The sequence below is a fragment of the Streptomyces sp. NPDC021020 genome, from assembly GCF_044333285.1.
GTDB lineage: Bacteria > Actinomycetota > Actinomycetes > Streptomycetales > Streptomycetaceae > Actinacidiphila.
Genome location: NZ_JBIRQQ010000006.1, coordinates 210,095 through 233,043 on the forward strand (window position 1 = coordinate 210,095; position 22,949 = coordinate 233,043).

Consider the following 22,949-nt stretch of genomic DNA (forward strand, 5'->3'; position numbering starts at 1 on the left):
CGGGATGAGCGGAACGGGCGGGAAGCGGAAAGCGGTCGGAGGCGCGGGCGAGGGGCGGGAGGAGGCGGCCGGTGGCCGGCCGGCGTCCGAGCGGTTCGTGACCGGCGCGGACGGGGTCCGGCTGTGCGTGGCCGAGTCCGGTGACCCCGCGCGACCGACCGTCGTGCTGGTGCACGGCTATCCGGACAGCAAGGAGGTGTGGTCGGAAGTGGCCGAGCTGCTGGCCGACCGCTTCCATGTGGTCCGCTACGACGTCCGCGGGCACGGGCGCTCGCAGGCGCCTGCCCCGCTCCGCGGCGGATTCACGCTGGAGAAGCTGACGCGGGATTTCCTCGCCGTCGCCGACGCGGTGAGCCCGGAGCGGCCCGTGCATCTGGTCGGCCACGACTGGGGCTCGGTGCAGGGCTGGGAGTTCGTCACCGTGCCGGAGACCGCGGGCCGCATCGCGTCCTTCACCTCCGTCTCGGGCCCGTGCCTGGACCACTTCGGCCACTGGATCAGACGCCGGGTGCGCCGCCCCACCCCGCGCCGCGCCGCCCAGGTGCTCGGCCAGGGCCTGAAGTCCTGGTACATCTACGCGCTGCACACCCCCGTCCTGCCCGAAATGGCCTGGCGCGGCCCGCTCGGCAAGCAGTGGCCCCGGATGCTCGCGCGCGCGGAGAAGCTGCCGGCCGGCGACTACCCCACGGCCTCGCTGCCGCGGGACGCCGCCAACGGCACCTGGCTCTACCGGGACAACGTGCGCCGGCGCCTCGGCCACCCCCGTACGGACGCCTACGCGCAGGTGCCCGTGCAGCTCGTCACCCCGACCGGCGACGCCTTCCTGTCCGAGCGGCTGTACGACGACCTGGAGCGCTGGGCGCCCCGGCTGACCCGGCGCACACTGCCCGCCAAGCACTGGGTCCCGCGCTCCCGCCCGCAGCAGATGGCCCGCTGGATCGCGGAATTCGCCACGGCGACGCAGGAGGGTGCCCCGGCGGAGGGCGGCGCGGCGGGCGGCCGGGCGGAGCGGCGTGGCAAGAGGTCGGGGGGCGTACCGGCCCGGGAGCTGCGGGCGGCCGGTGAGCGGTTCGCCGGGCAGCTGGTGCTGGTCACGGGTGCGGGAAGCGGGATCGGGCGGGCCACCGCGGTGGCGTTCGCCGAAGCGGGTGCGCGCGTCGTGGCCGTCGACCGGGACGGCGCGGGCGCCGCGCGTACGGCGGAGCTGGCCAGCGCCGCGGGGGCGCCGGGTGCCTGGGCCGAGACCGTCGACGTCTCCGACGGACCGGCGATGGAGGAGCTGGCCGCGCGCACCCGCGAGCGCCACGGTGTGCCCGACGTGGTGGTCAACAACGCGGGCATCGGGCTGGCCGGCCGCTTCCTCGACACGACCGCCGAGGACTGGAAGCAGGTGCTGGACGTCAATCTGTGGGGTGTCATCCACGGCTGCCGGCTCTTCGGCCGCCAGATGGCCGAGCGCGGCGAAGGCGGGCACATCGTCAACACCGCGTCGGCGGCGGCCTTCCTGCCCTCGCGCACACTGCCCGCGTACAGCACGTCCAAGGCGGCCGTGCTGATGCTGAGCGAATGCCTCAGAGCCGAGCTGGCACCGCTGGGCATCGGAGTGAGCGCCATCTGCCCCGGCCCGGTGAACACCCCGATCACCGGCAGCGCCCGGCACACCGGCGTGAGCGACGAGGAGCAGCAGCGCCGCCGGGTCAGGTCCGCGCGGCTGTACCGGCTGCGCAACTACCCGCCGGAGAAGGTCGCCCGCGCGGTGGTCCGTGCGGTGCTGCGGGACACCGCGGTGGTGCCCGTGATGGCCGAAGCCCGCGGCGCGCGGTTGCTGGGCCGGTTGTCGCCCGGCGCGATACGGACCCTCGCCCGGGTCGACCCCCCGCTGTGACCGGTGGCGTACGGTGCAGGCGGGAGCGGGACGGGCCGGGCGCGGCGGTCGCGCCGGGCGGCCCGGGGGCCGCGGAGGCCCGCAGGACGGGAACGAGCAGCCGAGCGGAAGCACATGAGGGCCAGCGGGTGAGCAGCGACACCGACACCGGGAGGAGCGCCTACCGGATCGAGGACCTGTCCCGGATCACCGGGACGACGGTCCGCACCATCCGCGCGTACACCGACCGCGGGCTGCTGCCCAAGCCCGAGCGCCGGGGGCGGGCCAACGTCTACGACGACACCCATCTGGAGCGGCTGCGGCAGATCGCGGATCTGCTGGAGCGCGGCTACACGCTGGCCAGCATCAAGGAGCTGCTGGCCGCGTGGGACGCGGGCACCGGGCTCGGCGGGGTGCTCGGGCTGGTCGGCGAGGTGGACCGGCCCTGGTCGGACGAGCGGCCGGTGCGTATGGGGCTGGCGGAGCTCACCGAGGCGTTCGGCGGGGCACCCGATCCGTCCGCGGTACGGGAAGCGGTGCGGCTGGGGGTGCTGGAGCCGGTTCCGGGCAGTGCGGACGAATTCACCGTGCCCAGCCCGCAGGAGCTGGCCGTGGCGGTGGAGCTGCATGCCGCCGGGGTGCCGCTGGGGGCGATCACCGTGCATCTGCGGGAGCTGCGCGGGCAGGTGGAGCACATCTCGGAGCGGTTCCTGGAGTTCACCACCGAGTATGTCTTCCAGCGCTTCCTCCAGCACCCGCCGAGCGACACCGAGGCGGCCGAGGCCGCCGAGCTGGTGCGGCGGCTGCGCCCGCTGGCCCAGCAGACGGTCGACGCGGAGCTGGCCCGCGCGATGCGGCTGCGCGCCACCGCGCACGTACGGCGCCACCTCGGCGACGCGCTGCCGCCTGCCGCCCCGGACCGTGAGCCCGAGCCCGTACCTCTGCCCGCGCCGCAGCTCGCGCCCGGCCCGGGGGACGGTGTGCAGGTGGCCCTCCCCGCCGCCACCGTGCGGGCCGTCCGCGAGCTGGTCGGCGCGGAGCACGTCGCGGCGTTCGTCGCGGCGGCCGCCGACCGCGAGGCCGCCGCCCGCCGCATGGACGCCCTCACCCCGAAGACCCACCTGCCCGGCCGGAGTTCCCCGGCCTGACCGCGGCCTCCCCGGCGGGGCGGTACGCCGTAGCGGCGCGACGGCCCTACGAGGCCGCGATCGCGAATCCCAGCACCACCGCGGCCGAGACCACCACGGCACCAGGAGCGAGATCCGCCTCGGAGACGCTGCCGGGGTCGCTGTGGCCCCGGTAGCGGCCTGCCCCGATGCTCTCGGGATCGACGTCCTCGATGTGGATGACCTGGCCCAGCCGGACCCCGGCGGCTGCCGCGTACAGCTCGGCCTTCGACCTCGCGGTGCGGACGGCCTTCTCCCGGGCCTGCGCCCTCAGCTCCGGCTTGTTGCGCACGTCGAAGTCGACGCCCTCCACCTCGTTCGCCCCCGCATCGACCGCGGCGACAAGAAACGACTCAAGGGCGTCGAGGTCATGGCACTCCACGGCGAATGCCGCATGGCAGCGATAGCCCAGGAATTTACGGTCCTGCCCGTACCCGCTCCACGAGGTCTGCAGGTCGAGCCTCGACGCCGACACCTGCGCGTCCCGCAAACCGTGGGCCCGTATTGCTTCGCGCAGCGCGGCTATCGCGGCACGCGCGGCGGTGAACGCCTCCTGCGGCGACGCCTCGGTCCGGTTGATACCGAGCCTGACCCGCGCGAGGTCGGGTGCGCCGTGCACACTCGCCGCGCCGTAACTGGTGATTCCCCAAGGAGACTTGATCGTTGTCTGCATGGCCGGAAGTCCATCACATGAACCACCAGCGCCCCCCGTCAGCTCCCGCCAGGGACCGTCAGCCACGCGGCCAGTACCTGCGCCAGAACTGACGCCGCAGGGTCCCGGTGGAGCCACAGGAGCTTGCTGCTGGTTCCGTCATGGTGGTTGACGGTCAAACGGTCGGTGGACCCACCGCGCCGAAGGTTGGCGGACGCGATGTCCGCGAAGGGGATGACCCGGTTGCCCCGGCTCCCACCAACCGTCCGCAGCGCCGCGATCTCGTTGGCATCGCCTTCTGGAAGGGGCATCCGCACCGTTGGCCCACGGCCATTGGCGATGGTCGCGGACAAGCCGAGCGGCGCGGATCCGGCTGGGGACCCTCGTCGACGTCGGTCAAGCCTCGTTCACCCATCACGGGCTGACCTGCGGCTCAGAGGCTGATGAACCCGATCTGCTTGCCGCACAGGCGGGCCATGTCGTCGATGTTCGAAGTCAGGAGGACCACGGGTCCGGCCTGCCGTAGGGCCGCCTCCGCGACGGTCGCGTCGATGGCGTGCTTGTGACCGTGCAGGCCGGCCGCCTTGAGCAGGCGCGCCGCTTCCTTGGCAGTCTGCTCGGTGACCGGCTCCACCTTGACCCGCGACAAGGTCCACTGGAGCCGCGGCATGTTCACGCGGGAGTGGCTGACCTCCACGATGGTGTTCGCGCTGACGATCAGATCCGCGCCTATCTCGTAGAACACCTTCAACAGGCCGAGGATCTTCCGGTCCTGGGCGACCCAGGCGGACAGGCCTTCGCTGTCCAGAACCACGGATTCGATGTGCTGACTCACGCGGCGCTCGCGCCACCCGTGGTCCGCGTCGCTCCGGTGATACGCGCTCGGGCCTCGGCCAGCTCCTCTTCGCTGAAGGAGCCGTGCTCGTCCTCGTAACTCTGCAGATCGGCCCCGAGGAGCTGGTGCCTGATCTGACGGGCGACGGCTTCGGCCACGTAGCCGGAGACGTTGTCCGTGAGCTTCTTCAGCTCTGCCACCTGCTCGGTCGGCAGCGTGACCGTGATCCGGGTCGTGTCAGCCATACAGCGAGCATACCGCGGTATGCACACTAGGGCCTTCCTTCTCGGTCGCCGGCGGTGCGCCGGGCACGCGCTGAGGGCGACCGAACGCGGAGCAGTTCACTGAGCCGGTCACCGATCACGGAGACTCCGGGGCGCGGCTCGCTCTCGTGGTACCAGGGCTTGCGTCGGCGCAGGAGCGCGTCGCCAGGGAGACCAGCGGTCGGCGACCGTCTTGCCACCCGGCAGGCGGCACGCGCGGTGGCCCGCTTCCCCCTCCCCCAGTGGTGGCCTTTCGCCAGTGCGGCGCCCGTCGCCCGTAAGGTCGTCCCCATGCGACTGAGCACCGTGATCCTGCCCATCTACCGCTGGCACGAGCAGGGACGGGAGGTGTGGCGGGAGGCCGAGGAGCTGGGGTTCCATGCCGCATACACCTATGACCACCTGTCGTGGCGGACCTTCCGGGACAAGCCGTGGTTCGGGGCGCTGCCGACGCTGACCGCCGCCGCGGGCGTCACTGGGCGGATCCGGCTGGGGACCCTCGTGACGTCGCCGAACTTCCGGCATCCGGTCACTCTCGCGAAGGAGTTGATGTCGCTCGACGACATCTCCGGCGGGCGGGTCGTGCTCGGCATCGGGTCGGGGGGCACCGGGTTCGACGCCACCGCGCTGGGGCAGGAGCCGTGGTCGCCGAGGGAGCGGGCGGCGCGGTTCGGGGAGTTCGTCGGGCTGCTCGACACGCTGCTCACGCAACGCGCGGTCACCGAGCGCGGCACGTATTACACCGCTGACGAGGCGCGCAACATCCCCGGTTGCGTGCAGCAGCCCCGGCTGCCCTTCGCGGTCGCGGCGACCGGTCCGCGCGGCCTCGCTCTCGCCGCCCGGTACGGCCAGGCGTGGGTGACCACGGGCGACCCGGCGCTCTTCGACGAGGGCACCCCGGAGCAGTCGCGGGCGGCGATCCGCGGCCAGGTCGAACGGCTCGGCGAGGCGTGCGCGGCCGCCGGGCGGGACCCGGGGGAGCTGGAGCGCATCATGCTCACCGGCTTCACCCCGGACCGCAACGCCATGCTGGACTCCGTCGACGCCTTCGTGGACTTCGCCGGCCGGCACGCGGAGCTCGGCATCACCGAGATCGTGCTGCACCGCCCGATCCCGGACTCCGAATTCGCCGCCGACCACGACGTCTTCACCCGCATCGCGACCGAGGGCCTGGCCCAGCTCGCCGCCGCCTCCTGAGCCCGAGCCCTGAGTTCGGCCAATACTTTCCCCTAGGTACCTACTATCCGCACGATGTTAGCTTCGTCGGGTCAGCAGGTGAACGGGCCTGCGCAGACCTGGGGAGCAATCATGATCGTGGTGACCGGAGCCTCCGGAAACGTCGGCAGCCGAGTGGTGGAGGCGCTGGCCGCGTCCGGCGAGCAGGTGACGGCGATGTCCCGGCGGCCGCAGCCGGGCGACGCGCCCGCGGGGGTCCGCCGCGTACCCGGCGACCTCGCCGAGCCCGGCGGCCTGCGGGAGGCGTTCGACGGGGCGGACGCGCTCTTCCTGCTCGTTGCCGGGGACGCCCCGCACGCCGTGCTGGACGCGGCGAAGACCGCGGGCGTCCGCCGTGTCGTCCTGCTTTCCTCGCAGGGCGCCGGCACCCGCCCCGAGGCCTACGCCCACCCGGCGGCCTTCGAGGCGGCGGTCCGCGGCTCGGGCCTGGAGTGGACGGTGCTGCGCCCGAGCGGTTTCGCGACCAACTCCCTGGGCTGGGCGGAGTCCGTGCGCGCCGAGCGCACGGTCGTCGCGCCCTTCGGCGACGTGGCCCTGCCCGTCATCGACCCCGCGGACATCGCCGCGGCCGCGGCGGCCGTGCTGGCGGGCGGCGGCGAGGGCCATGCCGGGCGGACGTACGTGCTGACCGGGCCCGCCGCCGTCACCCCGCGCGAGCAGGCGCGGGCGATCGGCGCCGCTCTCGGCGAGGACGTGCGCTTCGCCGAGCAGAGCCGGGACGAGGCGCGGGCGCGGATGCTCACCTTCATGCCCGAGCCGGTCGTGGACGCCACTCTCGGCATCCTCGGCAGCCCGCTGCCCGCCGAGCAGGCGGTGTCCGGCGACGTCGAGCGGCTGCTGGGCCGCCCCGCGGGCTCCTACGCCGACTGGGCCGCGGCCCACGCCCCCGCCTTCCGCTGACGGGCCGATCGGCCCGTCACCCCGCTCGCCTCCCCGCGGCGGGGAGGGGCACCCCTCGGGTGTGCTCGGGTAGCGGGAGCGGCGGGCGGCGGGGAGGGTGGAAGCCGGGGGTGGTCCACCCGCGGGGGCGGCCCGGTCGTCCGGCCGGACCGGGGAGACGTCCGCCGGGCGCCTGCCCGGCGCCCGCACCAGGCAAGGAGACGCCAGATGCCCGAAGTCACCGGCCCCTACGACCCCGGCACGCCGTGCTGGATCGACCTGATGGTGCCCGACCAGCAGGCCGGCCTCGACTTCTATCGCGACCTCTTCGGCTGGCAGGCCGAGATCGGGCCGGACGAATACGGCGGCTACTCGGTCTGCCTGCAGAAGGGCAAGCCGGTCGCCGGTCTGATGAAGACCCAGACCCAGGAGGGCCAGCCGACCCCGCCCACCGCCTGGACCACGTACTTCTCGGTCCTCGACGCGGACGACACGGCGGCGAAGGTCGCCGCGAACGGCGGCACCGTGATCATGCCCGCCATGGACGTTATGAGGCTCGGGCGGATGTTCGTGGCCGCGGATCCGCAGGGCGCGGTCTTCGGCGTGTGGGAGCCGCGCGACTTCAAGGGCGCCGAGATCGTCAACGAGCACGGCGCGCTGGTGTGGAACCAGCTGCACAGCCCCGACGCCAAGGCCTCGGGCGCGTTCTACTCGGCCGTGCTCGGCGTGACCGCGGGCCCGATGCCCGAGATGCCGGAATTCACCGGCTTCCAGGTCAACGGCCGCACCGTCGGCGGCATCCAGGGCATGGAGAACCTGCCCCCGAACACCCCGCCGCACTGGCTGATCAGCTTCGCGGTCGACAACACCGACAGCATCGTCGACGCGGTCGTGCACGCGGGCGGCAATGTGCTCTCACCGCCCTTCGACATGGACAAGGTCGGCCGGATGGCCGTCGTCCAGGATCCGCAGGGCGCGGTCTTCTCCGTCGTCTCCCCGCTGCCGTCGTAACGGCCGCCGTCCCGTCGTAACCGCTGCCGTCGTAACGGCCGCCGTCGTAACCGCCGCCGCGACGTCGCGTCAGTTGCGGCGGGCCGCGACGATCCGCTCGATCACCCGCGCCACCCCGTCGTCCTCGTTCGCCGCCGTCCTGCGGGTGGTGGCGGCCAGGACGGCGGGGTGGGCGTTGGCGACGGCGTAGGAGGTGCCGGCCCAGTCGAGCATCGCCAGGTCGTTGGGCATGTCACCGAAGGCCACGACTTCCGCCGCGGTGACCCCGCGCTCGGCGCAGCAGCGGGCGAGCGTGGTCGCCTTGCTGACGCCCGCGCCGCTGACCTCCAGCAGCGCGTAGTCACTGGAACGGGTGACCTCGGCCCGCCCGCCGACGACGTCGAGCGCCGCCGCGAGGAAGGCGTCGGGGTCCATCGAGGGGTGCTTGACCAGCAGTTTCAGCAGCGGGTGCGCGCGGTCCTCGGCGAGCAGCACCTCGATCGACGCCGCCGGAGCACCATCGGGCTCGACGGGGGCGTACGCGGGTTCGCGCCGGAAGAGGAAGGCGCGCTCGACCGCGAAGGCGGTGCCGGGCAGCGCGGCGCGCAGATCGCGCGCGACGGCCAGGGCGTCGTCCTCGGGCAGCGGGAATGCCTCGATCAGCCGGCCGGCGCGCAGGTCGAAGACCGCTGCGCCGTTGGCCAGGATCGCCATCCCGTGGCCTGCGAGGTGTTCGGCGACGACACCCATCCACCGGGCGGGCCGCCCGGTGACGAAGAAGACCTCTATGCCGGCTGCTTCCGCGGCGGCAAGAGCGGCGACCGTACGCGGCGACACGGTCCGGTCGTTGCGCAGCAACGTTCCGTCCAGGTCGGTGGCGATCAGCCGCGGCGAGGCCATGGCGATGTCGTCGTGTGCGTGGGGCTGCTGGTGCGCGCCCGTGGAGCGGGAATGCCCTCCGGGGGCACCGATGGCTTGGGTCACGTATCCCATACTCCCGTATCCGCCGCGCTTGTCCCGCACAAAAGTGCGGTTACGTGCTCAGCGGAGCCGGTGGGTCCGGGTGATACGGGTCCTGCGCGGTGCGGTATTGCTGGTGTTTGCGGTACTGCTGGTGCTTCCAGGACTACTGGCGTTCTCAGGACTGCACATATGCGCAGAGGCTGCCGGGATCACCGCTCGTCCGTACGGGCCGGTCGCCGTCGCCACGGAAAGGCGCCGTGGTGACGCGGTGGCGTACGTCGGCCGGGGCCGCGGGGTGGAGCGGAGGCAGGCGGTGCGAGCAGTGCGTGCGGTGAGCGGCGTCGGACACCCGGCCGCGGTGGCGCAGCGCGCAGCGCGCGGCGACCGCGGTCAGCCGCACAGCGCGCGGTCGCGACGGCGGGCGGCGGGGATCCGGGCCTCGCTCTGACCGGCGGCGGCCGCGGAGACGAGCGGGCCGAACGCGAGGTCGAACGGCTCGGCCACGCTGCGCGCGCTGGGGGAGGCGCCGTGCGCTTCCGCCCCGATGCGCTGCTTCATCGTCGGCGGCAGCGACCGTTCCCGCGCGTACGGGCGCGGGGCGGGCACGAAGGTCCGGCCGGACGGGGCGGCGGCGCGGTCCGCCGGAGCGCTCCTCCGGCGGGCGGGCGCACCGGCCCGGGGTTCCGGCGACGCGGTGGCCTGCGCCGGTACGGCAGCCGTCCGCCCGCGCCCGGCCGCCGCTTGCGGCGGTACGGCGGGCAGCGCGGCCCGTGCGGGCGCCTGCGGCGGGGGCCCGGCGGCGGTACGGCCGGCCGGTACGACCGGCGCGACGGTCGGCACGGGCGGAACGGCGGGGGCCGCGGGAGTGGTGGGGGCGGCCGGGACGGCCGGCGTGGCCGAGGCGGCGGCGCGGAGGCGGGCCGGGACGGTGAAGCCCAGGGCGCCGATGCAGGTGATCAGGAGGTTCAGGAAAGCGGCCCAGAAGGCGCTGATCCGGGAAATGGTGGCAGCCATGACCTCTCTCGTTTCTTATCCATCGAGCTGACTAATCCGATGATGGGGAAACGAGCACGGTTTCGCCGGATCCGCACGTCGAGTTCGCCGATATTCAGACCAACGCCACCTGCCTGGCGCAATATGCGCCTGCCACGGCAGGTGGCGAGGGGATTCCGGGGTCCGCGCGGGACGATTCGGGACCCGGATTCAGCGGCCGAGGCTCGCCAGTCCGGTCTGCAGGTCGTCCATGGTCATCACGGGCCGCACGTCGACCTTCGCCCCGGCGTGGAAGAACGGTTCGAGCATCGACGGCATCTGCGCGCTGTCCTTCATGTCGAAGACCATGTAGCAGCAGCGGTCGCCTTCGGTCGCCGTGAAATAGGCGGACTCCGGGCGCAGCTCCTCGGTCATTTCCTGCACCGTCTTGGACATCGTGCCGTCGTCCACCGCCTGGTTCGCGGCCTCGGTGTCCATCCTCGCGGTGAGCAGCATCCGCATGGGGATTCACCCTTCCGGCAGCGCACGGCCGGCGGTCGGCGCCCTGCGCGCGCGGAAAACCGCGGTCGCGCCTCCTTCTTCAGCCTCCTCCGGCCCGGTTGCCGCGGCAACCGGGCCGGAGGGCCGGCAGCGCCCGTCCGGGAGCCACTGTCCGCCGGGTGTCAGGCCGCGGTGGACAGCAGCGCCCCGGCCCCCGCCGCCCCGGCTCCGGCCACCGCGGCCTCGTCGGCGAGCCGCTCGCGCTCCAGGGTGCGGCGGAAGGGGCCGTCCGCCGCAGCCAGCTCGCGGTAGGAGCCGCGCTGCACGACCCGGCCCGCGTCCAGCACCACGATCTCGTCGACGGCGTCGCCCGCGAGCCCGGCGAGCCGGTGCGTGACGATCAGCGTCGTACGGTCGTGCACCCGGGTCGCGTCCAGCAGATCGGCGGTCAGCGCGTCGGCGGTGGCGGTGTCCAGGTGTTCGGCGGGCTCGTCCAGCACCAGCACGGGGAAGCCCGCGAGCAGGGCGCGGGCCAGCGCGAGGCGCTGGCGCATGCCGCCGGACAGCCGGGCGCCGTGCTCGCCGACTGCCGTGTCCAGGCCGAGGTCCAGTCGGGCGGCGGCCAGCGCGGCCCGCAGCTCGTCGTCCCCGGCGCCGGGCCTGGCCAGCCGAAGGTTCTCCCGGACCGTACTGTCGAACACATGTGCGTCCTGCGCGCACAGCCCGACCAGCCGCCGTACGTCGTCGCCGTCGCAGTCGGCCGCGGGCACACCGCCCAGGGTGTACGTGCCGGACTCCGCGTCCAGGAAGCGCAGCAGCACATGGGCCAGCGTGGTCTTGCCCGCACCGGACGGGCCGACGACCGCCACCCGGCGCCCCGCGGTCAGGGTGAGGTCGACGCCGTCCAGCGCCGCGTGCTCACGGCCGGGGTGGCGGGCGGTCAGACCCGCGACCACCAGCGGGAAGGGCGAGGCGGGCGGGGCCGCGGAGTGCTCGGGCTCGCGGACCGGCAGCGGGGCGTCGAGCACGTCGTTCACCCGCTCGGCCGCCCGGCGGCTGCGCTGCCGCTGCTGTGCGGCGAGCGGCATGCCGTTGACGGCCTCGAAGGCGGCGAGCGGCGCGAGCAGCAGGGCCGCGAGGGCCAGCCCGGACATCTGGTGCGCCGCCACCGCGCGGACCCCGAGCCAGCCGCAGGCCGTCACGGTCAGGCCGCAGGCCAGCGTGGTCAGCCCGGCGCCCAGCGCGGTCACGGCGGCGGAGCGGGCGGCGACCGCGGTGAGGGTGCGGTCGGCGTCGGCGGCCTGCGCGCGGCGCCGGTCGAGCGCACCAGCCACCGTCAGTTCCGCGGTCCCGGTGAAGAGGGCCAGCACCCGGGCCGACAGCTCCCCGCGGGCCGGAGCGAGCCGGGTCTCGGTCCGGCGGGCGGCGGCCGCGGCCAGCGCGGGCACCGCGACACCGGCGGCCAGCAGCCCGGCGCCGACGGCGACTCCGGCGGCGGGCAGCAGCCAGCCTGCGAAGGCCGCGGAGGTCAGCACCACGAGCCCGGCGGTGACGGCGGGCTGGAGCCAGCGCAGATAGTGGTCCTGGACCGCGTCCACGTCCGCGACCAGCCGCGACAGCAGATCGCCGCGCTGGCGCTCGCGCAGACCCGCGGGCGCCAGCCGTTCCAGCCGCCGGTAGACGGCGACCCGCACACCCGCCAGCGCACGGAAGACGGCGTCGTGCGCGACCAGCCGCTCCCCGTAGCGGAAGGCGGCCCGTCCGATGCCGAAGGCGCGGGTCGCGGTCACGGCCACCATCAGGTACAGCACCGGCGGCTGCTGCGAGGCCCGGCTGATCAGCCACCCCGACGTCGCCATCAGCCCCACCGACGAGAGCAGCGCGAGCGCGCCCAGCCCGCACGCGGCGGCGAACCGCCCGCGGAATCCGCGCGCCCGCGCCATCGGCAGCAACCCGCGCCCCCGCGGCAGCAAGGCCGCCCCCTCGTCACCGGCAGCGTCGCGCGCCCCCTCGACGGCGCGGGCTCCACCGCCCGAGGCATCCGCGGCGGCGCGGACGGCTGCGGCACCGGAAGCACCGTCAGCCGCCACCGCCGCGGCAGCAGCCTCGTTCCCCGCACCGTCAGCAGCCGTCACCGCGGCACCACGAGCAGTCTCGGCACCCGCGGCCGTCACCACCGCGACGCGCCCGCGCGCCTCCTCGGCGGCTACGGCCCCCCGCATTTCCACCGCAGCACCGGAAGCCGTCACCTTCTCGGCAGAGGCAGCGGCAGCGACACCGCTCCCCGCCCCCACCACAGCACCCTCCACGGGCTCCAGCATCAGGACCCGGTCGGCCAGCGGCAGCAGTGCCGGGCGGTGCGCGACCAGCACCGTCGTCCGGCCGCGGGTCAGGTCGCGCAGCGTCGCGACGAGCGCGGCCTCGGTGTCGCCGTCCAGGTTCGCGGTCGGCTCGTCGAGCAGCAGCAGCGGGCGGTCGGCGAGGAAGGCGCGGGCCAGGGCGAGGCGCTGCCGCTGGCCCGCGGACAGCCCGGCGCCGTCCTCCCCGATGGTGTCGTCGGGAGCGGCGAAGCCCAGCACACCGGCCGCCGCCAGCGCGGCGTCCACCTCCGCGTCGCGGGCGTCGGGCCGGACGAGCCGCACGTTCTCCGCGACCGTGCCCGCGAAGAGGTGCGGCCGCTGCGGCACCCAGGCGATCTGCCGGTACCAGGACGCGGGGTCGATCGTGCGCAGGTCGGCCGCGGTGCCGTCCGCGGCCTCGACGGTGATACGGCCCTGCGCCGCGGGGGCGAAGCCGAGCAGCGCGCCGAGCAGCGTGGTCTTGCCGACGCCGCTGGGGCCGGTGACGGCCAGCGTCTCGCCGGGCGCGAGGGTGAAGGACGTCGGCGCGAGCGACCCCTCGCTGCGGACGGCCAGGTCCTCAACCCGTACGGTCGCGGTGCCCAGGTCGGGCGCCGGGGCGGTGCCGGGCCGGGCGGCGGGCTCGGTCTCCAGCACCTCGAAGACCTGCTCGGCGGCGGCCAGCCCCTCCGCGGCGGCGTGGTACTGCGCCCCGACCTGCCGCAGCGGCAGATACGCCTCGGGCGCGAGGATCAGCACGAGCAGCCCGGTACGCAGCGAGAGCTCGCCGTGCACCAGGCGCATGCCGATGTCGACGGCGACCAGCGCGACCGAGATCGTCGCCAGCAGCTCCAGCACGAAGGACGACAGGAAGGCGATCCGCAGTGTCCGCAGCGTGGCCTTGCGGTAGTCGCCGGTGATGGCGCGGATGCTCTCGGCCTGCGCCTTGGCGCGTCCGAAGACCTTGAGCGTCGGCAGCCCGGCCACCACGTCCAGGAAGTGGCCGGAGAGCCTGCCCAGCAGCCGCCACTGCCGGTCCATCCGCTCCCGGGTGGCCCAGCCCACGAGCACCATGAACAGCGGGATCAGCGGGAGCGTCAGCACGATGGTGAGCGCCGAGATCCAGTCCGCCAGCACGATCCGGGCCAGCACCACCGCGGGTACCACCGCGGCCAGCCCCAGTTGCGGCAGATAGCGGGCGAAGTAGTCGTCCAGGGCGTCGATACCGCGGGTGGCCAGCGTCGTCAGCTCCCCGCTGCGCCGCCCGGTCAGCCAGGCCGGTCCCAGCGCGGTGGCCTTCTCCAGCAGCCGGCCGCGCAGTTGCGAGGTGACCGCGGCGCCCGAGCGGTGTGCGCACAGCTCGGTCAGCCAGGCCACCAGCGCCCGCCCCACCGACACCGCGGCCAGCCACAGCAGGTCGCTGCCCAGTCGGCCGGTCCCCTCACCGTGCTGGAAGCCGCCGACCACCAGGTCCGCGAGCAGTGTCGCCTGCGCCACGATGAGCCCGGCACCCGCCAGTCCCAGCGCCACCGTGCCCGCGAGGAAGACCCGGGTGGTGCGCGCGTACCGCAGAAGCCGTGGATCGACCGGTTTCACGTGGAACACCCCTTTGCATCGCGAATGTGTTTCACGTGGAACATCACCGCGCTCCTCCGGCCGGGACGCCCGCGGGCTTCCCTCCGGCGATGTGCTGCGTCCCGATGCGCTTGCGGAACACCCAGTACGTCCAGCCCTGGTAGAGCAGCACCAGCGGTGTGGCGACGGCCGCGCACCACGTCATGATCCGCAGCGTGTACGGGGTCGCCGAGGCGTTGCTCACCGTCAGGTTCCAGGCGCTGTCCAGCGAGGACGGCATCACGTTCGGGAACAGGCTCAGGAAGAGCAGCGCGACGGTCGCAGCGATCGTCACCCCGGAGAAGGCGAACGACCAGCCCTCCCGCCCGGCGGCGTTCGCGCCCAGCGCGAGCAGCAGCGCGACGGCGGCCACGACCAGTGCGACCAGGCTGCGCCCGTTGCCGCTCGCGGCCTGGGTCCAGATCAGGAAGGCCGACGCCAGGACCACCGCGAGCGTCCCCACCCGGGTGGCGAAGGCCCGCGCCCGCTCCCGGATCGGGCCGACCGTCTTGAGCGAGACGAACACGGCGCCGTGGAAGGTGAAGAGCACCAGCGTCACCAGCCCGCCCAGCAGCGCGTATCCGCCCAGCAGGTCCCAGAAGCCGCCGACGTACTCCTTGTGCGCGTCGATCTTCACGCCGTGCACGATGTTGGCGAAGGCGACACCCCACAGCACGGCAGGCACCAGCGAGGTCCAGAAGATCGCGTGCTCCCAGTTGCGCTGCCAGCGCTCGCCGTCCCGCTTGGCGCGGTATTCGAAGGCGACCCCGCGCACGATCAGGCACACCAGGATGATCAGCAGCGGCAGGTAGAAGCCGGAGAAGAGCGTCGCGTACCAGTCGGGGAAGGCCGCGAAGGTCGCGCCGCCCGCGCTGAGCAGCCACACCTCGTTGCCGTCCCACACCGGGCCGATCGTGTTGATCAGCACGCGCCGCTCCGCGCGGTCCCGCGCCAGCAGCTTGGTGAGCACCCCGACGCCGAAGTCGAAGCCCTCCAGGAAGAAGTAGCCGGTCCACAGAACGGCGATCAGGACGAACCAGACGTCGTGCAGATGCATGATCTTTTCCTCCTGCCGCTCAGTACGAGAAGGCCATGGGACGGTCGGCGTCCTCGGCGTCGCCGCCGTCCGGACGGTCGCCGCCGATACGGGTGGGGGACCGGAAGTCGTCGTCGGTCAGCTCCGGCGGGCCCGCCTTGACGTACTTCACGAGCAGCCCGACCTCGACGACGGCGAGGATTCCGTAGAGGGCGGTGAAGACGATCAGCGAGGTCAGCACCTGGCCGGTGGTCACACCGGGGGAGACGGCGTCCCGGGTGCGCAGCACGCCGTAGACGGCCCAGGGCTGGCGGCCGGTCTCGGTGAAGATCCAGCCCCAGGAGTTCGCGAGCAGCGGGAAGCCCATGGTCAGCAGGGCCAGCCGCCAATACCAGCGGGAGATTGCCGGGCCGAAGCGGGTCGAGCGGGTGAGCATCAGGTTCGGCACCTCGTCCGGGCCGGTCCGGTGCTCGGGCGCCACCCACAGCCGGCGCCGGGTGAGCCAGAGCCCCGCCGCGCCGACGCCGATCGAGACGACGCCGAAGCCGATCATCCAGCGGAAGCCCCAGTAGGCGACCGGGATGTTCGGCCGGTAGTCGCCGGGGCCGTACTTCTGCTGCTCGGCCTTCTGGACGTCGTTGATGCCGCCGACGTAGGAGCCGAAGTTGTCGGTGGCCAGGAAGGACAGCAGGTTGGGGACGTCGATGGCGACCTCGTTGTGGCCCTTGTTCACGTCACCGACGGCGAAGATCGAGAAGGGCGCGCCGTCCTCGCCGTCCCACAGCGCCTCCGCGGCGGCCATCTTCATGGGCTGCTGCTTGAACATCACCTTGCCGAGCTGGTCGCCGCTGATCGCGGTGAGCGCCCCGGCCACCACGGCGACGACCAGCGCGAGCCGCAGCGAGGAGCGCATCACGGCGATGTGCCGCTTGCGCGCCAGGTGGTAGGCGGCGATGCCGATCATGAAGGCGGCACCGGTGAGGAAGGCCGCGGATATGGTGTGGAAGAACTGCGCGAGCGCGGTGCTCTGGGTCAGCACGGCCCAGAAGTCGGTCAGCTCGGCGCGCTTGGTCACCGGGTTGTAGCGGTAGCCGACCGGGTGCTGCATCCAGGAGTTGGCCGCCAGGATGAAGTACGCCGACAGGATGGTGCCGAGCGACACCATCCATATGCAGGCCAGATGGATCTTCTTCGGCAGCTTGTCCCAGCCGAAGATCCACAGCCCGATGAAGGTCGACTCGAAGAAGAACGCGATGAGCGCCTCGAAGGCCAGCGGGGCGCCGAAGATGTCGCCGACGAAGCGCGAGTAGTCCGACCAGTTCATGCCGAACTGGAACTCCTGGACGATGCCCGTCACCACGCCCATGGCGATGTTGATCAGGAAGAGCTTGCCCCAGAACTTGGTGGCCCGGAGGTACTTCTCCTTGGAGGTCCGCACCCAGGCGGTCTGCAGTCCCGCGGTCAGCGCGGACAGCGAGATCGTCAGGGGAACGAACAGGAAGTGGTAGACCGTCGTGATGCCGAACTGCCACCTGGCGACGTTCAGTGGCTCCAGTGCGAGCTGCACGATACGTCTCCTTTTGCGTCGCGCTTGTGAACGTGAACTCATTCACAAGCAGTATCGCGCACATGCGTTCGCCCCCTGCCACCGGGGGGTGGTCAGGGGGCGAAAGGGCAGGTCAGAGATTGTTTGGCGGCTGCCGGACGGGCTCGGTCAGAGCTCCTTGCGGAAGTCGGCCGCGGTCCGCAGCAGCAGATCGTTGGCCTCGGTCTCGCCGATCGTGATCCGGACGCCCTCGCCCGCGAACGGCCGGACCGTCGCCCCGGCCCGCTCGCACACCGCCGCGAAGTCCGAGGTGCGCTCCCCCAGCCGCAGCCAGACGAAGTTGGCCTGCGTCTCCGGCACCGTCCAGCCCTGCGCCGCCAGCTCGGCCACCACCCGGGACCGCTCGGCGACCAGCCCGGCGACCCGCTCCAGCAGCGCGGGCTCGGCCCGCAGGCTCGCGACCGCCGCGTCCTGCGCGAGCTGGCTCACCCCGAAGGGCACCGCGGTCTTGCGCAGCGCCTCCGCGACCGGCTCGTGCGCGATCGCGAAGCCGACGCGCAGCCCCGCGAGGCCGTAGGCCTTGGAGAAGGTGCGCAGCACCGCGACATTGGGCCGGTCGCGGTAGATCTCGACGCCGTCCGGGACCTCCGGGTCGGTCATGAACTCCCGGTACGCCTCGTCCAGTACGACGAGCACATTGCCCGGCACCCGGTCCAGGAAGCGCTCCAGCTCGGCGCGGCGCACCGCGGTGCCGGTCGGGTTGTTCGGGTTGCAGACGAAGATCAGCCGGGTCCGGTCGGTGACGGCGTCGGCCATCGCGTCCAGGTCGTGCCGCTCGGCGGCGTCCAGCGGCACCTGCACGGCCCGCGCCCCGCTGATCTGCACGACGATCGGATAAGCCTCGAAGGACCGCCACGCGTAGATGACCTCGTCCCCCGGTCCCGACGTCGCCTGGAGCAACTGCTGCGCCACCCCCACCGACCCCGTCCCCGTCGCCACGTGCGCGGCCGGCACCCCGAAGCGCTCGGCCAGCTCGGCGGTCAGCTGCGAGCAGGCCAGGTCGGGGTAGCGGTTGATCGACGCGGCGGCGGCCGTCGCCGCCTCCAGGACGCCGGGCAGCGGCGGATACGGGTTCTCGTTCGAGGACAGCTTGAAGGCGGGTGCGCCTCCGGCCGCCGCCGGCGGGCGGCCCGGCTTGTAGGTCGGGATACCGTCCAGTTCCGCGCGCAGCTTGGGGGTCTCGGAGCTCATGGCCACACCCTACGAGGGCGGCGCTGCGCTGGGGAGTGCGGTGCGTCACCCGCCGCCGCCCTACCCTGCTCCGTGGCCCGGGGTGGCGTGGCAGGGGTGGCGCGCCACCGGCGCGGCATCGGCGCGGGGTGGCGCGCGCATCGGCCCACGCCACCCGGGTCTCGGCGTGCCCGGAGTTGCGTCCGGAGCGTGCGCCGCACCATGCTCCGGTGGCGCGCTGGGTGGCGCGCATCCCCCGTAGGAGTGAGTTGCCGCTACCGCTTCCGCTGGACCAATGGCCGATGGGAACGCGCCCGCACGCACGTATTCCGCCAACTCCCAGCCTGCCGCCTGCATATTCCACCTCGCATAACAGTTTCGATCATGGAGAAACCTTTCTTCCCAGCGCCTGCCGGGAAGGCCGCCGGACGGACCAATGCCGCCCTACTATCGGCACGCCATGACAGCAGCAGGTAATCACCAGGCGAGCCGGTCCATCGGACGCCGGCTGGAGCGGGCGGGCATCAGGGACGTCGCCGCAGCAGCCGGCGTCTCGATCACGACCGTCTCCGACGCGCTCAACGGCAAGGGCCGACTGCCCGACGCCACCCGCCGCCATGTCCGCGAGGTCGCCGACCGGCTGGGCTACCGCCCGTCCGCCGCCGCCCGCACACTGCGCACCGGCAGGTCCGGCCTGATCGGCCTGACGGTGACGACATACGGCGAAGAACCGTTCACCTTCACCGAGTTCGCGTACTTCGCGGAGATGGCCAGAGCCGCCACCTCCGCCGCGCTCGCCCGCGGGTACGCCCTGGTCATCCTGCCCGCGTCCTCGCGGCACGACGTGTGGGGCAACGTGGCGCTGGACGGCACGGTCGTCGTCGACCCCTCCGACCAGGACCCGGTGGTCACCGAACTCGTCCGGCAGGGCGTGCCGGTGGTCAGCGACGGCCGCCCGGCGGGCAGCCTGCCGGTGCACGCCTGGGTCGACAACGACCACGAGGAGGCCGTCCTCGGCATCCTCGACCACCTCGCCGAAGCCGGCGCCCGCCGCATCGGCCTGCTCACCGGCACCAGCACCGACACGTACACCAGGCTGTCGACGACCGCCTACCTGGAGTGGTGCGAACGCGTCGGCCAGGAACCGGTCTACGAGGCCTACCCCGCGCACGACCCCTGCGCCGGTTCGGTCGCCGCCGACCGCTTACTCGCGCGCCCCGACCGTCCCGACGCGGTCTACGGGCTCTTCGACCCCAACGGCACCGACCTGCTCGCCGCCGCCCGCCGCTACGGCCTGCGGGTGCCCGACGACCTGCTGCTGGTCTGCTGCAGCGAGAGCACCGGCTACGCCGCCACCGAACCGCCGATCACCACGCTGTCGCTCAAGCCGCGCCGGATCGGCACCGCCGTGGTGCAGTTGCTCATCGACGCCATCGAGGGCGTCGGCCCCGCCCACCCGGTGCAGCAGGTGATGCCCACCGAGCTCATCGTCCGCACCTCGTCGCAGCGGCGTCCGCACCGCACCACCGTCAGCCCGCCGCGCGGACCGAGCCAGGGGGAGGGCTGACCGCCGCTCCCCGGGAGCGGTACGGGCCGCGGGAGCGATACGGGCCGCGCCCGGACATCCTTCGTCAAGGCTTGGCATTCCCATGGGGACTACGCGGTGTTTTGTCTGTACCCTGCGAAATCCAGCTGCCCGGGTATGTCACAACGCGACAGCGTCATTCCTATGATGGGCGGATGGCGGCGCGAGCGTGGAGGGGTCGATGACTCAGGGGGCAGGCCAGGGGGCCGGGCCCGGGACTGCGGAAGGCTGGCGTCCCGAGCCCGGATACGAGCGCGCGGCAGGCTACGAGCACGCGCTGGGCGGGCTGCCCGCCCCGGTGTACGAGCGCGCCGCGGAAGGCGAGCCGAGCCGCGGGCCCGGCCGTGATCCCGGTCGTGAGCCCGGTCGCGAAATCGGTCGTGAGCCCGGCCGCGAGCAGGCCGCGCGGTACGAGCCGTCCGGCGGTTTCGGCCCCGCGCCCGCCGCCTACGGCCCCCCCGCCGGCTTCGCGCACGAGCCCGCCGCCGGCTACGGCCACGAGCACGCCCCCGGCGCCTACCCGGCGCCCGACTCCGTACCGCCCGCCTCCGTGCCGTCCCCGCCCGTACCGTCCGCCTCGTTCGACGGCGCGCCGCCCGCGCCCCCGCACGTCCCCTCGGTGCCCGCCCCGCCCCGGTCGTACGAGCCGACGCAGCGCGACACCCCGCTCGTCCCCGCCGAATACACGCCCACCGCCCACGACCTGCCCGTCATCGCCGACCCCGCGGAGAGCGCGGGCGACCGGCCCGAGCGCCCCGGGCCGCTCTACGTCGTCGGCGACGTGCACGGCTACCTCGACGAGCTGCTCGCCGCGCTGGGCGAGCGCGGCCTGGTCGACGAGTCGGGCCACTGGGCGGCGGGCAACGCCCGGCTGTGGTTCCTCGGCGACTTCACCGACCGGGGCCCCGACGGCATCGGCGTCATCGAGCTGGTCATGCAGCTGTCCGCCGAGGCCGCCGCGGCCGGCGGCTACTGCCGTGCCCTCATGGGCAACCACGAGCTGCTGCTGCTCGGCGCCCACCGCTTCGGCGACCAGCCGGTCAACTCCACCGGCGGCACCGCCTCCTTCCTCGCCGCGTGGCGCCTCAACGGCGGCCAGCCCTCCGACATGGAGCGGCTGGAGGACCGGCATCTGACCTGGATCTCCCGGCTGGACGCCGCCCATCTCACCGACGGCCACCTGTTGGTGCATTCCGACACCACCGCCTACCTCGACTACGGCAGCAGCATCGAGGAGATGAACGACGCCGTCACCGGCGTGCTCCAGCGCAACGACGCCGACGAATGCTGGGATCTCTTCCGCAAGTTCACCAAGCGCTTCGCCTTCCGCGGCGACGGCGGCGCGGAAGCGGCCCGCGAACTGCTCGGCATCTACGGCGGGGAGCGGGTCGTGCACGGCCACAGCCCGATCCCGTACCTGCTCGGCGAGGCCGGCGGCGAAGGGCCGCAGGACGGCGAGGAGCACGGGCACCAGGTGAGCGGTCCGATGATCTACGCCGACAGCCTCGCGGTCGCGATGGACGGCGGCGTGACGATGGACGGGCGGCTGCTGGTCGCGCAACTCCCGCTCATCGGATAGTCCGAGGGACGTCCCCCGGAAATTTCCGCGGCCACCGGTCGCACGCACCGGCGATTCCTCCGGGCGGCCGTTTTACCGCGCGGGAGCCCTGTTGCCCCGTGCGGCCGCTTCGTGCCGCCGTTTCCCGCTCCTTGCCGGAACCCGGCCGCGGCAATTTCTTCTTGTTTCGCGGTTGCACCCTGTCACGCTCTCACCTCCCCGCTCTACCATCGCCTTATCCGTAGGCACACCGCTCTCCGCGCATCCGGCCGGCCGAGCCCGTTCCCTCACCGGAACACCGGCCCAGCACGGGGAGTCGGAGCATCGGGGGATGCACATGACCACCGCTCCACACCTGCTCAACGAAGACCGCCCCGACTTCGAGCACGTACTGGACCGGGCCCTGCGCATCGTCCTCGACCAGGACGACACCGGGGGCCCCCGAGGTACGGCCCGCACCGGCGGCGCGGCGGGGACGGACACCGGCCGGGACGAGGCCGGAAGTCCGCTCAACGCCGAGCAGTTGCGTACGCTCGCGCTCGCCGCGGCGGACCGGATATGCGCGCGGGCCGCCACCGAGTACGACGACTACCGCGCCCTGCGCGCCGACGCGCGCGACGCGGTGCGCGAGGCTGCCCGCTCCCGCGAGAGCCGGGCCTTCGGCTACGCGGCCATGGGCGTCGCGGAGGGCGCGGGGTCGGGCGCCGGACTGCTCGCCGTGATCGCCGTCCTCACGCCGCTGCTCGCGGGGGCGGCGGCGCTGATCTTCCTGCTCATCGGCTACGCCATGTCCGCGGTGGACCCGCAGCCGGCCATCGCCTCGCCGCTGCGCACGGCCGGGTGGTTCTTCGCGGCGGTCACCGGCGCCTCGATCCTGCTCGGCGGGATCGGGCTGCTGCTGACGGCGCTGCGGGACGGCTCCGGCGCCATCCACGACTCGGCCGAGGGCATGCCGCCCGAGGTGCTCGCCGCGCGCGACGCCTGGCACGAGACGCTGCTCGCCCGCGGGATGCTGCCCTTCCTCCTGGAGGCCCTGAGCGACCCCGCCACCGCCGGCGCCGCACCCGCCACCGCCCCGACGCTGCGCCGCACCCCGCGGCTCGGCTACTCGCGGCCCGACTTCGGCGCCCCGCAGGAGTCCCCGCCGCGTACGGCGCCACGCTTCAGCAGCCCGGATTTCACCAGCCCCGACTTCGGCGGCCCCGACCACGCCCCGGAATGAGCCGGCCCGCCTCCGCGGTGCTCCCCGGCCGCGGCCGCGGGGCACCCGGTTGGCCCGCCCCGGCTCGCGGGTGCCGCCGGGCGGCGTTTGACTCGTCCCGTACCTGATCAAACGGGTTGGTCAGACGGGAGAAGTCCATGCGCGTCCGCCGTACGCTCACCGCCCTGTGCGCGATCGCCCCGCTGGTGTGGGCGGCCGGCGGCTGCTCGGACTCGTCCGGCGGGCAGGTCATCGGCACGCGCGGCCTGACCTTCCGGCAGACCATCCAGGACCCGGTGCACGACAAATGCCACGCCTTCGCGCCGAAGGGGGTGGACCAGGTCAGCAACAACACCGGCATCGACATCGTCCTGCACAAGGGCCTCAACTGCACGGACCCGCCCGGCCGCCCCAGCTCGTACCTGGCGACGTCGCTGTCCGCGACCACGGTCCTGGAGCTGGGCCTGTGGCGCAGCTTCTCCACCGTCGGCTGGCCGCCCCCGGTACCCGCCGCCTGAC

General features: G+C 73.4%; 19 protein-coding genes. 9 read left to right on the plus strand and 10 right to left on the minus strand.

Going from position 1 to position 22,949, the window contains the following annotated elements; genetic code table 11:
• Positions 1–4: 4 nt before the first annotated feature.
• Positions 5–1,885: an SDR family oxidoreductase gene (locus ACH4SL_RS19575; protein ID WP_398447093.1), complete on the plus strand. Its 1,881-nt coding sequence runs from the start codon at positions 5–7 to the stop codon at positions 1,883–1,885.
• 128 nt (positions 1,886–2,013) lie between these two features.
• Positions 2,014–3,012, plus strand: coding sequence for a MerR family transcriptional regulator (locus tag ACH4SL_RS19580; protein ID WP_398447095.1), 999 nt, complete (start codon positions 2,014–2,016; stop codon positions 3,010–3,012).
• Between the two features lie 46 nt (positions 3,013–3,058).
• Here ACH4SL_RS19580 and ACH4SL_RS19585 read toward each other — a convergent pair whose 3' ends face one another.
• The 3 genes from ACH4SL_RS19585 to ACH4SL_RS19595 form a co-directional block, all read right to left on the minus strand.
• Positions 3,059–3,703 carry an SIMPL domain-containing protein gene (locus tag ACH4SL_RS19585; RefSeq protein ID WP_398447097.1) on the minus strand — a complete coding sequence of 215 codons (645 nt, stop codon included), beginning with the start codon at positions 3,701–3,703 and terminating at the stop codon, positions 3,059–3,061.
• 412 nt (positions 3,704–4,115) lie between these two features.
• Positions 4,116–4,517: a PIN domain-containing protein gene (locus tag ACH4SL_RS19590; protein ID WP_398447099.1), complete on the minus strand. Its 402-nt coding sequence runs from the start codon at positions 4,515–4,517 to the stop codon at positions 4,116–4,118.
• Positions 4,514–4,762 carry a hypothetical protein gene (locus ACH4SL_RS19595; RefSeq protein ID WP_398447101.1) on the minus strand — a complete coding sequence of 83 codons (249 nt, stop codon included), beginning with the start codon at positions 4,760–4,762 and terminating at the stop codon, positions 4,514–4,516. The genes ACH4SL_RS19590 and ACH4SL_RS19595 overlap by 4 nt, the downstream gene beginning before the upstream one ends.
• Positions 4,763–5,071: 309 nt before the next feature.
• On the opposite strand from ACH4SL_RS19595, the gene ACH4SL_RS19600 reads away from it, so the two are divergent.
• The 3 genes from ACH4SL_RS19600 (at position 5,072) to ACH4SL_RS19610 (ending at position 7,906) form a co-directional block, all read left to right on the plus strand.
• Complete coding sequence (locus ACH4SL_RS19600; RefSeq protein WP_398447103.1) at positions 5,072–5,977, plus strand: LLM class flavin-dependent oxidoreductase; 906 nt, start codon at positions 5,072–5,074, stop codon at positions 5,975–5,977.
• Positions 5,978–6,088: 111 nt separating this feature from the next.
• Positions 6,089–6,916 (plus strand): NAD(P)H-binding protein, encoded by an 828-nt coding sequence (locus tag ACH4SL_RS19605; RefSeq protein ID WP_398447105.1) that lies wholly within the window; start codon positions 6,089–6,091, stop codon positions 6,914–6,916.
• 207 nt (positions 6,917–7,123) lie between these two features.
• Positions 7,124–7,906 (plus strand): VOC family protein, encoded by a 783-nt coding sequence (locus tag ACH4SL_RS19610; RefSeq protein WP_398447107.1) that lies wholly within the window; start codon positions 7,124–7,126, stop codon positions 7,904–7,906.
• A 69-nt stretch (positions 7,907–7,975) separates the two neighbouring features.
• Here ACH4SL_RS19610 and ACH4SL_RS19615 read toward each other — a convergent pair whose 3' ends face one another.
• From ACH4SL_RS19615 to hisC, 7 genes are all read right to left on the minus strand, one after another.
• On the minus strand, positions 7,976–8,878 hold the full coding sequence (locus ACH4SL_RS19615) for an HAD family hydrolase (RefSeq protein WP_398447109.1): 903 nt from the start codon (positions 8,876–8,878) through the stop codon (positions 7,976–7,978).
• A 360-nt stretch (positions 8,879–9,238) separates the two neighbouring features.
• Positions 9,239–9,862 carry a DUF6344 domain-containing protein gene (locus ACH4SL_RS19620; RefSeq protein ID WP_398447111.1) on the minus strand — a complete coding sequence of 208 codons (624 nt, stop codon included), beginning with the start codon at positions 9,860–9,862 and terminating at the stop codon, positions 9,239–9,241.
• A 189-nt stretch (positions 9,863–10,051) separates the two neighbouring features.
• Positions 10,052–10,342: a DUF3303 family protein gene (locus ACH4SL_RS19625; RefSeq protein WP_398447113.1), complete on the minus strand. Its 291-nt coding sequence runs from the start codon at positions 10,340–10,342 to the stop codon at positions 10,052–10,054.
• Between the two features lie 161 nt (positions 10,343–10,503).
• Positions 10,504–14,256 carry a thiol reductant ABC exporter subunit CydD gene (gene cydD, locus ACH4SL_RS19630; protein WP_398447115.1) on the minus strand — a complete coding sequence of 1,251 codons (3,753 nt, stop codon included), beginning with the start codon at positions 14,254–14,256 and terminating at the stop codon, positions 10,504–10,506.
• A gap of 43 nt (positions 14,257–14,299) precedes the next feature.
• The gene (gene cydB, locus ACH4SL_RS19635) at positions 14,300–15,331 is read right to left on the minus strand and encodes a cytochrome d ubiquinol oxidase subunit II (RefSeq protein WP_398447117.1); all 1,032 of its coding nucleotides are present in this window, start codon (positions 15,329–15,331) and stop codon (positions 14,300–14,302) included.
• A gap of 19 nt (positions 15,332–15,350) precedes the next feature.
• Entirely contained in the window at positions 15,351–16,877 is a 1,527-nt protein-coding gene (locus tag ACH4SL_RS19640) for a cytochrome ubiquinol oxidase subunit I (RefSeq protein ID WP_398447119.1), read from the minus strand.
• A 147-nt stretch (positions 16,878–17,024) separates the two neighbouring features.
• The gene (gene hisC / locus ACH4SL_RS19645) at positions 17,025–18,107 is read right to left on the minus strand and encodes a histidinol-phosphate transaminase (RefSeq protein WP_398447121.1); all 1,083 of its coding nucleotides are present in this window, start codon (positions 18,105–18,107) and stop codon (positions 17,025–17,027) included.
• Between the two features lie 439 nt (positions 18,108–18,546).
• On the opposite strand from hisC, the gene ACH4SL_RS19650 reads away from it, so the two are divergent.
• From ACH4SL_RS19650 to ACH4SL_RS19665, 4 genes are all read left to right on the plus strand, one after another.
• Complete coding sequence (locus tag ACH4SL_RS19650) at positions 18,547–19,653, plus strand: LacI family DNA-binding transcriptional regulator (protein WP_398447123.1); 1,107 nt, start codon at positions 18,547–18,549, stop codon at positions 19,651–19,653.
• A gap of 199 nt (positions 19,654–19,852) precedes the next feature.
• Positions 19,853–21,250, plus strand: a complete 1,398-nt coding sequence (locus tag ACH4SL_RS19655; protein WP_398447125.1) for a metallophosphoesterase — start codon at positions 19,853–19,855, stop codon at positions 21,248–21,250.
• 310 nt (positions 21,251–21,560) lie between these two features.
• On the plus strand, positions 21,561–22,451 hold the full coding sequence (locus ACH4SL_RS19660; protein WP_398447127.1) for a hypothetical protein: 891 nt from the start codon (positions 21,561–21,563) through the stop codon (positions 22,449–22,451).
• A gap of 137 nt (positions 22,452–22,588) precedes the next feature.
• A complete protein-coding gene (locus ACH4SL_RS19665) occupies positions 22,589–22,948 on the plus strand; it encodes a hypothetical protein (RefSeq protein ID WP_398447129.1) in 360 nt (119 codons plus the stop codon).
• The last annotated feature ends 1 nt before the right edge of the window (position 22,949 follow it).